At 70.9% G+C, this 12,747-nt stretch carries 15 protein-coding genes and 1 tRNA gene; 7 read left to right on the top strand and 9 right to left on the bottom strand.

Going from position 1 to position 12,747, the window contains the following annotated elements:
• Position 1: 1 nt before the first annotated feature.
• Together ACIBD9_RS07545 and ACIBD9_RS07540 are read right to left on the bottom strand one after the other, a co-directional pair.
• Positions 2 to 1,432 (bottom strand): sugar transferase, encoded by a 1,431-nt coding sequence (locus ACIBD9_RS07545; protein WP_238658823.1) that lies wholly within the window; start codon positions 1,430 to 1,432, stop codon positions 2 to 4.
• Between the two features lie 271 nt (positions 1,433 to 1,703).
• Entirely contained in the window at positions 1,704 to 2,768 is a 1,065-nt protein-coding gene (locus tag ACIBD9_RS07540) for an LCP family protein (protein ID WP_396715439.1), read from the bottom strand.
• 119 nt (positions 2,769 to 2,887) lie between these two features.
• On the opposite strand from ACIBD9_RS07540, the gene ACIBD9_RS07535 reads away from it, so the two are divergent.
• From ACIBD9_RS07535 to ACIBD9_RS07525, 3 genes are all read left to right on the top strand, one after another.
• Positions 2,888 to 3,721, top strand: coding sequence for an O-methyltransferase (locus ACIBD9_RS07535; RefSeq protein WP_396715437.1), 834 nt, complete (start codon positions 2,888 to 2,890; stop codon positions 3,719 to 3,721).
• Between the two features lie 4 nt (positions 3,722 to 3,725).
• Complete coding sequence (locus ACIBD9_RS07530) at positions 3,726 to 4,544, top strand: MOSC domain-containing protein (protein WP_396715435.1); 819 nt, start codon at positions 3,726 to 3,728, stop codon at positions 4,542 to 4,544.
• A 111-nt stretch (positions 4,545 to 4,655) separates the two neighbouring features.
• The gene (locus ACIBD9_RS07525) at positions 4,656 to 5,645 is read left to right on the top strand and encodes an expansin EXLX1 family cellulose-binding protein (RefSeq protein ID WP_396715433.1); all 990 of its coding nucleotides are present in this window, start codon (positions 4,656 to 4,658) and stop codon (positions 5,643 to 5,645) included.
• Positions 5,646 to 5,688: 43 nt separating this feature from the next.
• Here ACIBD9_RS07525 and ACIBD9_RS07520 read toward each other — a convergent pair whose 3' ends face one another.
• From ACIBD9_RS07520 to bcp, 4 genes are all read right to left on the bottom strand, one after another.
• Positions 5,689 to 6,216 (bottom strand): GNAT family N-acetyltransferase, encoded by a 528-nt coding sequence (locus ACIBD9_RS07520; RefSeq protein WP_396715431.1) that lies wholly within the window; start codon positions 6,214 to 6,216, stop codon positions 5,689 to 5,691.
• A gap of 109 nt (positions 6,217 to 6,325) precedes the next feature.
• A tRNA-Leu gene (locus ACIBD9_RS07515) sits at positions 6,326 to 6,399 on the bottom strand.
• Entirely contained in the window at positions 6,390 to 6,986 is a 597-nt protein-coding gene (locus ACIBD9_RS07510) for an HNH endonuclease (protein ID WP_396715429.1), read from the bottom strand. The genes ACIBD9_RS07515 and ACIBD9_RS07510 overlap by 10 nt, the downstream gene beginning before the upstream one ends.
• Before the next feature lie 30 nt (positions 6,987 to 7,016).
• Complete coding sequence (gene bcp, locus ACIBD9_RS07505) at positions 7,017 to 7,493, bottom strand: thioredoxin-dependent thiol peroxidase (RefSeq protein WP_396715427.1); 477 nt, start codon at positions 7,491 to 7,493, stop codon at positions 7,017 to 7,019.
• A gap of 221 nt (positions 7,494 to 7,714) precedes the next feature.
• Here bcp and ACIBD9_RS07500 point away from each other — a divergent pair, with 221 nt between their 5' ends.
• The 4 genes from ACIBD9_RS07500 to ACIBD9_RS07485 are packed head-to-tail and all read left to right on the top strand — an operon-like array spanning position 7,715 to position 10,411.
• Positions 7,715 to 8,431 (top strand): energy-coupling factor ABC transporter permease, encoded by a 717-nt coding sequence (locus tag ACIBD9_RS07500; protein WP_396715425.1) that lies wholly within the window; start codon positions 7,715 to 7,717, stop codon positions 8,429 to 8,431.
• Complete coding sequence (locus ACIBD9_RS07495) at positions 8,428 to 8,871, top strand: PDGLE domain-containing protein (RefSeq protein WP_396715423.1); 444 nt, start codon at positions 8,428 to 8,430, stop codon at positions 8,869 to 8,871. The genes ACIBD9_RS07500 and ACIBD9_RS07495 overlap by 4 nt, the downstream gene beginning before the upstream one ends.
• 14 nt (positions 8,872 to 8,885) lie before the next feature.
• Positions 8,886 to 9,656 (top strand): cobalt ECF transporter T component CbiQ, encoded by a 771-nt coding sequence (gene cbiQ / locus ACIBD9_RS07490; protein ID WP_396715421.1) that lies wholly within the window; start codon positions 8,886 to 8,888, stop codon positions 9,654 to 9,656.
• Entirely contained in the window at positions 9,653 to 10,411 is a 759-nt protein-coding gene (locus ACIBD9_RS07485) for an energy-coupling factor ABC transporter ATP-binding protein (protein WP_396715419.1), read from the top strand. The genes cbiQ and ACIBD9_RS07485 overlap by 4 nt, the downstream gene beginning before the upstream one ends.
• Here the strand turns inward: ACIBD9_RS07485 and ACIBD9_RS07480 are convergent.
• From ACIBD9_RS07480 to ACIBD9_RS07470, 3 genes are read right to left on the bottom strand one after another with little or no spacing between them, the layout of a single operon-like run.
• Positions 10,395 to 11,507, bottom strand: a complete 1,113-nt coding sequence (locus tag ACIBD9_RS07480; protein WP_396715417.1) for a hypothetical protein — start codon at positions 11,505 to 11,507, stop codon at positions 10,395 to 10,397. The two genes, ACIBD9_RS07485 and ACIBD9_RS07480, sit on opposite strands and share 17 nt — an antisense overlap.
• Positions 11,504 to 12,220: a DsbA family protein gene (locus tag ACIBD9_RS07475; RefSeq protein ID WP_396715415.1), complete on the bottom strand. Its 717-nt coding sequence runs from the start codon at positions 12,218 to 12,220 to the stop codon at positions 11,504 to 11,506. Before ACIBD9_RS07475 ends, ACIBD9_RS07480 begins: the two co-directional genes overlap by 4 nt.
• Positions 12,213 to 12,737: a MauE/DoxX family redox-associated membrane protein gene (locus ACIBD9_RS07470; protein ID WP_396715413.1), complete on the bottom strand. Its 525-nt coding sequence runs from the start codon at positions 12,735 to 12,737 to the stop codon at positions 12,213 to 12,215. The genes ACIBD9_RS07475 and ACIBD9_RS07470 overlap by 8 nt, the downstream gene beginning before the upstream one ends.
• Between the last annotated feature and the right edge of the window lie 10 nt (positions 12,738 to 12,747).

Here is a 12,747-nt window from a genome sequence, read left to right as displayed (position 1 = left end):
GTCAGCGACCACCGCCGCGGAACACCTCCGCGACCGTCCGGAGCACCACCTTGACGTCGAGCCAGAGCGACCAGTTCTCGATGTAGTAGTTGTCGAACCTCGCCCGGTCGGAGATCGGGGTGTCGCCGCGCAGGCCACTGACCTGCGCGAGCCCGGTGAGGCCGACGGGCACCCGGTGGCGCATCGCGTAGTTCGGATACTCGGCCGAGAACTTCTCCACGAAGTGCGGCCGCTCCGGCCGGGGCCCGACCACGCTCATCTCACCGCGCACGATGTTCCACAGCTGCGGCAGCTCGTCCAGGGACGTCCGGCGCATGAACCGCCCGATCGGGCCGACCCGCCGGTCGTGGGCGATGGACCAGTTGGTCTGTGACTCCTGCTCGTCCACCGGGCGCATGGACCGGAACTTGATGACGTTGAACGGCTTGCCGTACCGGCCGATCCGCTCCTGGTAGAAGAAGATGCCGGGACCACCGTCGATGAAGGTGGCGATGGCGCAGAGCAGCAGCACCGGGCTCAGCAGGATGAGCGCCAGCGTGGCGACCAGGACGTCGGAGGCCCGCTTGATGGCCCAGCGCGGCCCGGACAGGGTCGTGTCGCCGATCTTGGCGATCGGGATGGCGCCGATGTGGTCGGGGTACCCGGCCTGGGACCGGGACCCCCACAGGCGGGGCACCACCCAGAGGTCACAGCGCGAGGTGTTCGGCTGGAGCAGGGCCGCGATCAGGGTGGACTCCGTGCAGTCCGGGTCGGCGATGACCACGACGTCGCAGTTGAGCAGCCGGACCAGTTGTTCGATGTTGTCGAGGGTGCCGAGCAGCGGAACCGCACCGGAGTCCTGTCGGGACGCCGCGTCGACGCAGCCGACGAAGCGCAGGCCGTACTGCGGGTAGCGCCTCAGCAGCCGGGCCAGCTCCACGCCGATCGGACCGCTACCGATGATGATGGCGTTGTGCTCCACCCACCGCCGCCGACGCGCGACGATGGTGAACTTCCGGCTGAGCGCACGACCAGCGATCACCAACGCCGCGGAGAGCGCGACCCCGTGCATGAAGCTGGTCACGTAGTCCACCGAGGCGTGCCGTTCGGCCGCGATGATCGCCACCACCGCGGCCGAGGCCAGCAGCCGCCCGCAGAGGATCGGCAGTTCGTCGAGGATGCTGACGTGCCGGCGGGCCCGGTAGAGCCCGCCCGCCGCGAAGATCGCCACCGTGAGGGCGGCGTTGGCCAGCGTCCCGCGCCAGTAGTTCTGGGTCAGCAGCAACGGAGTCAGCAGCGCCACGACATCGACGGGAGCCGTCATCATCCAGGCGCGCAGGAAACGGGTGCCGGTCGAGGCCCTGGAGCTGGCGTAGGGCAGCACCGCCGTCGTGTCGAGACCGGGGACCATCGCCGCCTTGACCGCCGGATCGGGCCGCTCGACGCGGGGCATCGCGGCAACAGTCGGCGCATCGTTGGCAGGCTTGTCGTCTGCTGCCACCGACTGTTGTGGAGCCGACTGTTCCGGACCGGCCTGTTGCTGCGGCACCACCGCTTGCTGTGTGGCTCCGTCGGACGCGGTCGAATAACCGACCGCCGAATGGCGTGACATGATCGATTCCTCCCCCGTGACTACCCTCGGCCTTACATGTCGCGCCTTCGGGCGATCGCAGGATATGAGCCGCTCAGCTGCGCCGCCAGAGCCGGATGGACAATTGAATGCCCTACTTCCCGGCGGCCAGGATCTCCGGCACCGCGTCGCGTCGGACCGCACCATAGAACGACTTGGCCTTCTCGCTGTTGGCGAAGACCACGCTCTCGCTGCCGACCCGACCGGTGCCCTTTGTCGGGCTGGTCAGGAAGGTCATGTTGCCACCGCGCAGGTTGCGCAGGTCGGTCGCCATGTCCAGCAGGGACATCTTTTCGTCCACCGAAACCGCGCTGGACGAGGCCTTGACGAACGAGTTGAGCCGGCCCGGGTTGGTGAGGATGCCGCCCGAGGCCGCCTTGTCCATGATTGCCCTGATGACCTGCTGCTGGTGCCGGATACGGGCGAAGTCGCCATCGGCGAACTGCTTACGCTGCCGCGAATAGTCCAGTGCGGCCTCGCCATCCATCCGTTGCATGCCCTGCTTGAAGTTGCGGAACGGCGGGTGGATCGAGGTGAACGACTTCTCCGAGTCGATATCGACGCCGCCCAGTGCGTCGATGATCTCGACGAATCCGGCGAAGTCGACGATCATGACGTGATCGATCCGGACGTCGGTGAACTTCTCCACGGTCTGCACCATCAGCGGCACGCCACCCCAGGCGTAGGCTGCGTTGATCTTGGCATCGCGACCGCCGTTGTTGCCGTCCTTGGAACGCGGCACCGCCACCCAGGTGTCGCGGGGGATCGAGACGAGCTGAGCGCTCGATCGGTCCTTCGGGATGTGGGCCAGGATGATGCTGTCGGTACGCGAGCCGGTCGTGCCCTCCGGATCACGGGAATCGCTACCCAGAATCAGCATGTTCAGAGCGCCCTTGGCCGCTGCCTGCGGACGGCCCTCCTCGGGTACGTCAGCGAACGCGTCGACCCGGTCGATCCCGGAATTGATCGAGCGGAAGTAAAGCCCGCCTGCGATGAGACCGCCACCGCCCAGCAACGCCATCACCAGAAAGGTGATCAGGGCGACCTTCTGCCACCGGGGGCGGCGACGCCGCGATCGCGGTGCCTCAGTCGGCTCAGGCTGCGACTGCGGGTCAATGAACTGGGTCTGGGGATCCACGTACTCCTGGCGATACTGCATGCCGCGATGCTACTGATTCTGGGTTACCAGCATGTACCCCCGTACGGTCCGTCCGGCTGCACATCTCGGCCGAAAGACTTTTTCCACGAACGATTGCCCGAACCTGATATGAAGCAGCGGTGGACGCCACGCAGCTGCGCCGAGCCATCGCCCGTACCCCACTCGCACCCGTCGCCGCATTTCCCAAGCGGCTCGCCCGGGTCGCCCGCCACGACGCCAAGGTGCTGCGCGCCTCGGCGCGGTGGTTGGTCACCTCCCGTGAGCATCACAACTACACGTACGACCTGACCAAGCTCAGCCGCCACCACCTGACCTGGTTCGTCAGCGTCGTCTGCGACATTCCGGTCCAACAGGTCCGCGGCTACGTCGCCGAAATCGAGTCCGACGACGCGCTGCGGCACCACATCGAGCAGGCCACCGCCACCGCAGCCCGCCGTGGTCTCGCCGACAAGAAGGTCCGCTACGCCCGACGCGTCGGCTGGTACGCGATCGTCCGGGCCACCCGCCCCGCGCACGTGGTGGAGACCGGCGTGGACAAGGGGTTGGGCACCTGTGTCCTCGCCTCCGCCCTCCTGCGCAACGCCCAGGAGGGGCACCCGGGCCGGGTCACCTCGCTGGACATCAACCCCGAGGCCGGCTACCTCGCCCGGGTCGCACCCTGGTCGGAGGTCGTCGACCTGGTGATCGGCGACTCGATCGCCTCGATCGGCGCACTGGACCGCCCGGTCGACCTGTTCCTGCACGACAGCGACCACAGTCGTGCCCACGAGAAGCGCGAGTTCGACGCCGTGGAGCCCAAGCTCGCCCCCGGCGCGATCCTGCTCACCGACAACGTCACCAGCACCAACGTGCTCGCCGAACACGCCGAACGCACCGGCCGGCGGTTCCTCGCCTACCGGGAGAGCCCGGCCAACCACTGGTACCCGGGCGACGGGATCGGCGTGGCATGGTAGCCGGGTGCGGCTGACCTCGATTCACACGTACCCCATCAAGGGTTGTCACCGGCTCGACCACGACGGCGCGTACGTGCATCCCTGGGGCCTGGCCGGCGACCGGCGCTGGATGCTCGTGGACGCCGACGGCGTCGGCGTCACCCAGCGCGACACGACCCGACTGGTCGGCCTGCGCGCCACCGTGCGTCCCGGGGGTCTGTCGCTGCGCGCCGACGGGCCGCCCGACCTCGACGTGCCGGAGCCGACCGACGGGAAACCCGTCGCGGTGCGCACCTTCCGCAGCCGCACGTTCCCGGTCCCCGCGCTGGCGGCCGGCCAGGCGGCCGACGACTGGCTCGGCGCGCTGCTCAGCCGACCGGTCCGGCTGGTCTGGCTGGCCCAACCCACCCGCCACCTGGCCGCCGGCGCCCGCGAACACGACACCGGTGACCAGGTCAGCTTCGCCGACGCCTACCCGCTGCTGCTGACGAACGCCGCCTCCCTCGACGCCCTCAACGAGTGGCTGGCCGAGGCCGGGGAGGAACCGGTGCCGATGACCCGGTTCCGACCCAACCTGGTGGTCAGCGGCGCGCCGGCCTGGGCCGAGGACGACTGGGTCGGTCGGCCGGTGCGCATCGGCGACCGGTCGTTCCGGGCCGCCGGGCCGTGCGACCGCTGCGTGGTGACCACCACCGACCAGGAGACCGGGGTACGCACGAAGGAGCCGTTGCGCACCCTCGGGCGGCACCGCAACGTCAGGCAGAAACTCCTCTTCGGACTGAATCTGGTGCCGCTCGACAGTGGACCGCTTGCCGTGGACGCCCCGGTCGTCATCGCGCCCTGACCGAACGGCCGACCGGCAATCGGCACCCCACGGTCACCGTCCGTCGATGCTGTCTTAGCTTTGACTTAGCCCGCTTGTCGGTACGCGCCCCGGTCCGGCAGCATCGCCGTCGTGACGGACGGAAGCGCTGTCGACATCAACATCGACCTGGACCATCCTCCAGAGGACCGGCCCGCGCCGTCGTCCGGCGTGAAGCCCTGGCTGGTCGCCACCGGCGTCACCGTCCTCGCGGCGGCGCTGGGGCTCACCCTCACCCTGCGCTCCGGCTCCACCCCGGCCTGCGCCGCCGGCCGGACGCTCGCCGCCGCGCCGCCCACCGGCAACGCCACGCACAACGGCAAGGCGACCTTCTACGACTCCAAGGGCGCCGGCGGCAACTGCTCGAACCCGGCCGCCCCGGCCAACCGGCTCTACGTCGCGCTCGGTCCGACGGAATACTCCGACGGCGCCGCCTGCGGCGGATTCCTCGACGTCGTCGGCCCCAAGGGCACCGTCCGGGTGCTCATCATGGACCAGTGCCCGGAGTGCGAGCCCGGCCACCTCGACCTGTCCCGGGAGGCGTTCGCCCGGATCGCCGACCCGGTCCAGGGCCTCGTTCCGGTCACCTACCGCGCGGTGGTCAACCCGCCGCTGCCGGGACCACTCACCTTCCGGATCAAGGAGGGCGCGTCGCAGTGGTGGTTCGCCGTCCGCATCGGCAACCACGGCAACCCGCTGCGCTCCGTCGAGGTCCGGCAGGGTGGCAGCGGCCCCTGGCAGCCGGCCGCCCGGCAGGACTACAACTACTGGCTGATCGCCTCCGGTGCCGGGCCGGGCCCGTTCAACGTCCGGGTCACCGACGTGTACGGCAACCGGGTCACCGTCGGCGGCATTCGGATGGCGCCGGGCCAGGTGCAGAACAGCACGGTCCGGATGTACGCACCTGGCGCCGGGGCGAGCACTCGGCGTCCCTCCGCGTCGACCCGGCCGCCGAGCAACCGGCCCGCCGTCACGCCGACACCGACTCGCCGCCCGGTCGAGGTGGCGCGGACGAGCACGCCGGCCACCGACGCGCCGCCCACCAGCTCGGCCCCGGCGAATGCCCAGTGGTGCACGGGCTGACCGTTCGTGCGGGACCCGTCCGGGCCGCGCGGCGGTGGTCCGCTCAGTCGGCCGCCGTCAGATCGAGCCACATGAGAATCTCGTCCCGGTCGTCATCGGGGGCCACCCGCAACGCGCCCGGCAGCCGGCCGATCTCCCGGTACCCGAGGCGGCCGTAGAACTTGTCCAACCCCAGCCCGTCGCGCACCGTGACGTGCAGCGCCTCATGGCCGAACGCCCGGCCCAGCCGGGCGGCCTCCACCATCAGCGCCGCGCCGTAACCGGTGCCCTGGGTGTCCGGGTGGACCATCACCCGCTTCACCACACACCAGTGCGCCTTGAGCGGGAAACGGTTGTCACTGAAGATCAACATTGCGACCAGTCGGCCCCCGGAGTAGCCGACCAGCAGCCGGTCCGGTCCGTCGACGATGCCGGCGAAGGTCGGATCGGCGATGACGTGCACATCGGCGGCGCTGACCGGCGGGACGAAGCCGACCGCGCCGCCGGCGTTGCTGACGTCCACCCAGAGGTCGACGATCTCGGCACGTAGCTGCGGGGTCAGGTCGGGGTCGAGAACGAAGCGCAGACTCACGCCCGCCATCCTGACTCGACGACCACGCCCATGACCCGCGACAGTGACGCGCCCGACAACTGATCCTGACTCTGTCCGAGCCAGGATCAGTTGCCAGGTGATAAAGCTGTGGGGCCGACGGGATTCGAACCCGCACTGGTGCGGACCTAAACCGCATGCCTCCTGCCGTTGGGCTACGGCCCCTTGAAGCTGTACTCAACCAGCGTCCACGGGCACTCCTCCCGACGAGGCAGTCGCCTGCCTATCGGAAAGCCGGTCGGAGTAACCGCATCAGGATCGTAGACCACCTCAGGCTCGACGAGAGCGGGCCGTCGCTGACCAGCGTATGTGGAGGTCTGGCTGTGGCAATTAGGGCAGAGCAGGCGAAGGTTGCGTGGCCGGTTGTCGAGAAAGTCGCCATTGATGTGGTCCACGTGCAGCGTCAGCCTGGCGCCTTGCCACGTTGACCCGGTGCCGCACACCTCGCAGGTCTCGGGCAGGCCGATTGTCGCCAGGGCGCGTTTGAGGCGGACGCCCGGAATTCGGCGAGAGCCGGCCGGCAGTACTACCAACAGTTCTGTGGGCGACATCCGCCGCCACCGCACGCCTCGATTGTGTGCCTGACCGGTGAAGTGCGAGGTGTCGATGCCGAATCGCTTGAGCTGCCGGCTGATGTGCGCGTGCGAGCCACCGCTGACGCGTACGCCGAGCAACCGCATCACCTCGGTGATGTTGCGGGCGGCGGCGGCAGCGGTGGCCAGTGCTTCGGGCGTGTACTTGTATCGAACCACTGACGGACCGTAGCGAACCGGTACGACAGGTCAGTCCAGGCCGAGGTCGCGGCGGAGCTTGGCGACGTGCCCGGTGGCCTTGACGTTGTAGAGCGCCCGTTCGATCTTGCCGTCGGCGTCGATCACGAACGTCGAGCGGATCACGCCGGTGACGGTCTTGCCGTAGAGCTGCTTCTCGCCGTACGCGCCGTAGGCGATCAGCACCGCCTTGTCCGGGTCCGACACCAGCGGGAAGGTGATGGCGTCGCGCTCGCGGAACTTCGCCAGCTTCTCCGGCTTGTCCGGGGAGATGCCGACGACCTCGTAGCCGGCGGCCTGGAGTGAGGCGAGCGAGTCGCGGAAGTCGCAGGCCTGCTTGGTGCAGCCGGGGGTCATCGCGGCGGGGTAGGCGTACAGGACGACCTTGCGACCTCGCAGGTCGGCGAGGGAGAGCTGGTCGCCGGTGTCGGTGGCGAGGGTGAACTCGGGCGCGGGGTCACCGGGGGGGAGGCGGTCGGGCGAGGTCATGGCCCGACCCTACCGCCGAGCCGCCGGACGCGGCCGCCGGCGAGACGCGTCGGCGTGTGGGCGGGTGAGCCGAGTCGGTCACCAGGGGGCGGGGCCGGCGGAGCTGATCCCGGAAAGGTGATCAAGGCCATCCGTTGTTGCCAGAGTCTGGCAACAACGATGCTTGGGAAATAGGCTGACCCACGCCGGCCCGGTCGGGCCGCTGACGCGTGGGAGGTCGCGTGGAGACACTGGCGATGCACATCTCGAACGGGATCATCGACGGTCCCGTGGCAGCGATCTTCGCTGCGCTCGCTCTTGCCGCGCTCACCGCCTGCGTCCTGCGCGGCCGGCGTGACCTGGACGACCGGCTGGCCCCGATGGCCGGCCTGGTGGCGGCGTTCATCTTCGCCGTCCAGATGCTCAACTTCCCGATCTTCACGGCCGGGGTCAGTGGCCACCTGCTCGGTGGCGCGCTCGCTGCCATGCTGGTCGGCCCGTGGGTCGGCGCGCTCTGCGTGGCCGTGGTGCTTGTCGTCCAGGCGCTGATCTTCGGTGACGGCGGCGTGGCGATGCTCGGCCTCAACATCACGAACATGGCGTTGCTCGGCACCGCCGCGGCGTACGCGCTGATCGCGCTGCTGTTGCGGGTGCTGCCCCGTACCCGGGCCGGTCTGGCGGTGACCGCGTTCGTCGCCGCGACGGTAAGCGTGGTGGTGGCGTCGCAGGGCTTCGTCCTGCAGTACTGGCTGGGCGGCACCACCGACCTGGGCAACAACCTGGGCGGCCTGGCCGGCACGATGGCCGGTGTCCACCTGCTGATCGGCATCGGCGAGGGCCTGATCACCGCGACCACGGTGCTCACCGTCGCGAAGGTACGCCCCGACCTGGTGTACGCGCTGCGTTCCCTGCGCGCGCCCGCCGCCCCCGCCGTCCCGGTCGCCGGAGGTGTCCGATGAAGAACCGTTCCTGGGCCTTCCTGGCCGGCGGTCTGCTGGTCGCCCTGCTGCTCGCGGGCGTGGTGAGCAACTACGCCTCGTCGCACCCGGACGGGCTGGACTCGTCCCTGCTCAAGGGCTGCACCGTCGACGCCGACGACAACATCGTCGGGGGGAGTTGCCCCGCTCAGCAGGCCCGCGACCACGAGTTGGCCGACAGCCCGCTCGCCGACTACGGCGTACGGGGCGTGCGGAACAGCTTCGTCTCCACCGGCCTCTCCGGGGTGCTCGGGGTGCTGGTCACCTTCGCGATCGGGGCCGGCGGGTTCTGGCTGCTGCGCCGTCGAGGCGGCACGCCGACCGACGGTGACGCGGCGACGCCCGCCGAAGGTGCCACGCCCACCGGGGGCGACCCCGGGACGTCCGCCGACGTCCGGCGCCGCGCCGACGCGGCCAGCTGAGCGGGGGTACGCGGATGGGAGCCGGTCACGGGCACGTGCTGTACCGCGAGTCGGACTCGCCGGTGCACCGGCTCCCGCCCGAGGTCAAGATCGTGGCGATGGTGGTCTTCACCGTCGCCGTGGTGGCCACCCCACGCGAGGCGTTCTGGGCCTTCGGCGCGTACGCCGTGCTGGTGGCGGCGGTGGCGGCGCTGGCCCGGGTGGGACCACGGTGGTTGCTCAGCCGAGCGTTGATCGAGCTGCCGTTCGTGTTGTTCGCCGTCGCCCTGCCGTTCCTCGGCAGCGGCGACCGGGTCGAGGTGCTGGGCCTGCGCCTGTCCGAGGACGGGCTGCACGGCGCGTGGAACATCGTGGCCAAGGGCACCCTGGGGGTGCTCGCCTCGCTGCTGCTCGCCGCGACCACCACCACCCGGGACCTGATCGTGGGGTTGGATCGGCTGCACTGCCCGCAGGTGCTCACCCAGATCGCCACGTTCATGCTGCGCTACCTGGACGTGCTGGTCGGCGAGGCGCGGCGGATGCGGGTGGCCCGGATCTCCCGGGGCGACGACCCGCGTTTCCTGTGGCAGCTGCGCGGCTTCGCCGCCGGGATCGGGGCGTTGTTCCTGCGCGCCTTCGAGCGTGGCGAGCGGGTCTATCTGGCGATGCTGTCCCGGGGCTACACCGGGCGGATGCCCGCCGTGTGGCAGGGCGAGGGTGCGGCGAGCGCCGGTCAGTGGCTGGTCGCGGCGACCGTGCCGGTGTTGGCGGCCTCCATCGCCGCCACCGCCATCGTGCTGTCATGATCGGTGTCGTGCAGACCGCTGTCTCGCTGGACGTTCGGGGCGTTCGCTACGCGTACCCGGATGGGCACGTCGCCCTGCGGGGGGTCGACCTGAACGTGCCGCGTGGCGACCGGGTGGCGCTGCTCGGGCCCAACGGCGCCGGCAAGACCACGCTGGTGCTGCACCTCAACGGCATCCTCACCCCGACCGAGGGGAGCGTGAGCGTCGGCGGGCTGACGGTCACCCCGGATCGGGGCACCCTGGCCGAGGTGCGCCGCCGGGTGGGCATCGTCTTCCAGGACCCGGACGACCAGTTGTTCCTGCCCACGGTGGCGGAGGACGTGGCGTTCGGGCCGGCGAACCTGGGTCTGCGTGGGGCCGAGTTGGCCGCCCGGGTGGACGAGGCGCTCGCCGCGGTGGGGATGAGTGAGCACCGGGACCGGGCCCCGCAGCACCTGTCGTTCGGGCAGCGTCGGCGGGTGGCGGTGGCCACCGTGCTCGCCATGCACCCGGAGATCCTGGTGCTCGACGAGCCGTCGTCGAACCTGGATCCGGCGGCCCGTCGTGAGCTCGCCGAGATCCTGCGCGGTCTGCCGGTGACCCTGCTGATGGTCACGCACGACCTGCCGTACGCGGCGGAGCTGTGCGAGCGTTCGGTGATCCTGGACGACGGCCGGATCGTCGCCGACGCCCCCACCCGCACCCTGCTCAGCGACGCCCCCCTGCTGGCAAAACACCGCCTGGAGCTGCCCTACGGGTTCACCCCGCAGCCGTAGACCCACTCTCGGCGGCCTCGACCCGCGGTGCCGCCGCGGTGGTGCGGGAGGCGGCGTGCAGGCGCAGGATGCCGGCGGCTGTCGCGCCGGCGCCGGTGATCAGGAAGAGCGCCACCATCACCCGGGCGGTCGTGGGCGACCAGGGTACGGGGGCGATGGCGCGGGCGAACACGGTGGCGTTCGCCGCTCCGGCGAAGAGTGCCAGGCAGGCCCCGGCCAGCGCGACCACGAAGTCGGCGGCCGGGCGGCGGCTCAGCGTGTACCAACCGGCGGCGACGGCGCCGAGGCCGGTGAGCAGGGACCAGATCTGCCCGGACAGCAGCCCGACCAGCACCCCGCCCACGCCTTGGGCTCCCGCGTCGAGTTCCCGTCCCACGGGGTAGCCGACGGCCAGCGCGCCGCCGACGATCAGCAGCACGCCCACCGCGGACAGCGCGCGGGCGCCGGCCGGGGCGGTGGCGGCGAGCAGGCCGAGCGCGCCCACCGCGAGCAGCCCCACGATGGTCACGGCCCACCAGGTGTACGCGTCCGGCGGTGGCACCCAGTCCAGCGTGCCGCCGATCGCCGCCGGGTCGGTGCCGTCGCGCAGCGGGATCGCCCAGTTCCGGACCCGGTGCTCGCGGTCCGGCGCGGCGCGTACCGCGGGCGGTGGTGCCGACTCCTGCCACAGTGCGCGCTGGTCGTGCCAGCGGGCGGTGGTCCCGTCGTCGATCCGCCGCCAGGAGGGTGGGGCGGCCGGGTCGGCCTCGGCGGGGAGCGCGGTGTCCCCGGTGATGGTGCGGTTCAGGTACGTGGCGGGGGAGTGGCTGTTCTCGAAGACCCCGTCCGGGCCGACGCGCAGGTAGGGCTCACCGGAGTAGCCGATGACCTCGATGGCGCGGCCGGTGTTGTTGGTCAGCTCCAGTCGGGCGCCCGCCTCGATGACGCGTACCTCAAGCCCGGGTCGCGCCGGTGCGACCCCGGTGGTCCGGGTGCGGTAGTCGGTGCCGTCTGGCGCGTCCGCGCCGTGCGCGGCGGCGGGCGCCGCGCTGATCAGGGTCGCCACGCCGGCTGCGGCGGCGACCAGACCGGCACGGCCCAGCAGGGTACGGATCACTTGCCGGCCGCCGCCACGGCTGCGGTGAGAGCGTCCGGGGTGGGGTTCTCGAGGGGCTGACCGTTGACCCTGACGGTCGGCGTGCCGGTGACGTTGCTCCGGCTGGCGTCGTCGGTGACGTGTTCGGTCCAGGTCAGGTACGTCTGGTCCTTCACGCAGCCGCCGAAGGAGGCCCGGTCGAGGCCCACGCCGGCGCCGATGTCGATGAGCTGGTCGTCGGTGAGCCCGGCGCTGCCCTCCGGCGGCTGCTGGGCGAAGAGCGCCTTGGCGTACTCGTGGTACTTGCCGCCCACCGCGGCGCAGCCGGAGGCGGCCGAGGAGCGGGTGGAGTACTCAGTCGTGGAGAAACGGTTGAGGTAGGCGACCGGGTGGTAGACGACCTTCGCCTTGTTCTCGGCCACCAACTGTTCGAGCGTCGACCCGCTGGTCTGTTCGAACTGCTTGCAGGCCGGGCAGAGGAAGTCCTCGTAGACGTCGACGGTGACCGGGCCGCCGCCGGTGACGATGCCGGTGCCGGCCGCGTTGGCGCCGGGTGGGGTGGTGAAGTCGTCGGAGCGCTGGTTGGACCAGACGACCCAGCCGACGACGCCGGCGATGACCAGGACGACGACCGCGGCGGCGGAGACCCAGATCGTGCGGCGGCGGCGCCGCTCGCGGGCCAACTGCTCGCGGACCACCCGGGCGGCGTCCCGCTGCCCCTTGCGACTACTCATCCTCGTCCTCCACAACGGGTTCGCCGGCCAACCACCCGTCCACCGATACCGGCGTACGCGGCCAGATCAGCAGAAATCCGGCCAGAACCAAGAATCCCAGGTCCCGGAGGATCTCCGGGAGGTAACTGGGGGCCTGCCCCGCCGCCAGTTGCCCGCCGCTGCCGAAGCAGCCGCAGTCGATGGCCAGCCCCCGCGCCCAGGCCGAGGAGATCCCCGCGATGAAGACCACCAGCAGCGCGGCGGAGACCCCGGCGACGAGCCGGGTGGCCAGCCCGAGCAGCAGCAGCACGCCCAACGCCAGCTCGACGAAGGGCAGGGCCGCGCCGATCACGGTCGCCACGTCGTACGGCAGCACCTGGTACGCGTTGACCGCCCGCCCGGAGGCAGCGAGGTCGCTGACCTTCGAGGCGCCGGCGACCAGCCAGACGGCGGCGAGGCCGAGTCGGGCCGCGATGCCGAGCCAGGGGCGGACCAGGGGCCAACGGCCGCCGCGGGTGGAAGGTGCTGTCACGCTCATTTGTCGTCCC

The sequence above is a fragment of the Micromonospora sp. NPDC050784 genome, assembly GCF_044456765.1.
GTDB classification, from domain to species: Bacteria; Actinomycetota; Actinomycetes; order Mycobacteriales; family Micromonosporaceae; genus Micromonospora; species Micromonospora foliorum.
This window is presented reverse-complemented; position numbering and strand designations above follow the sequence as displayed.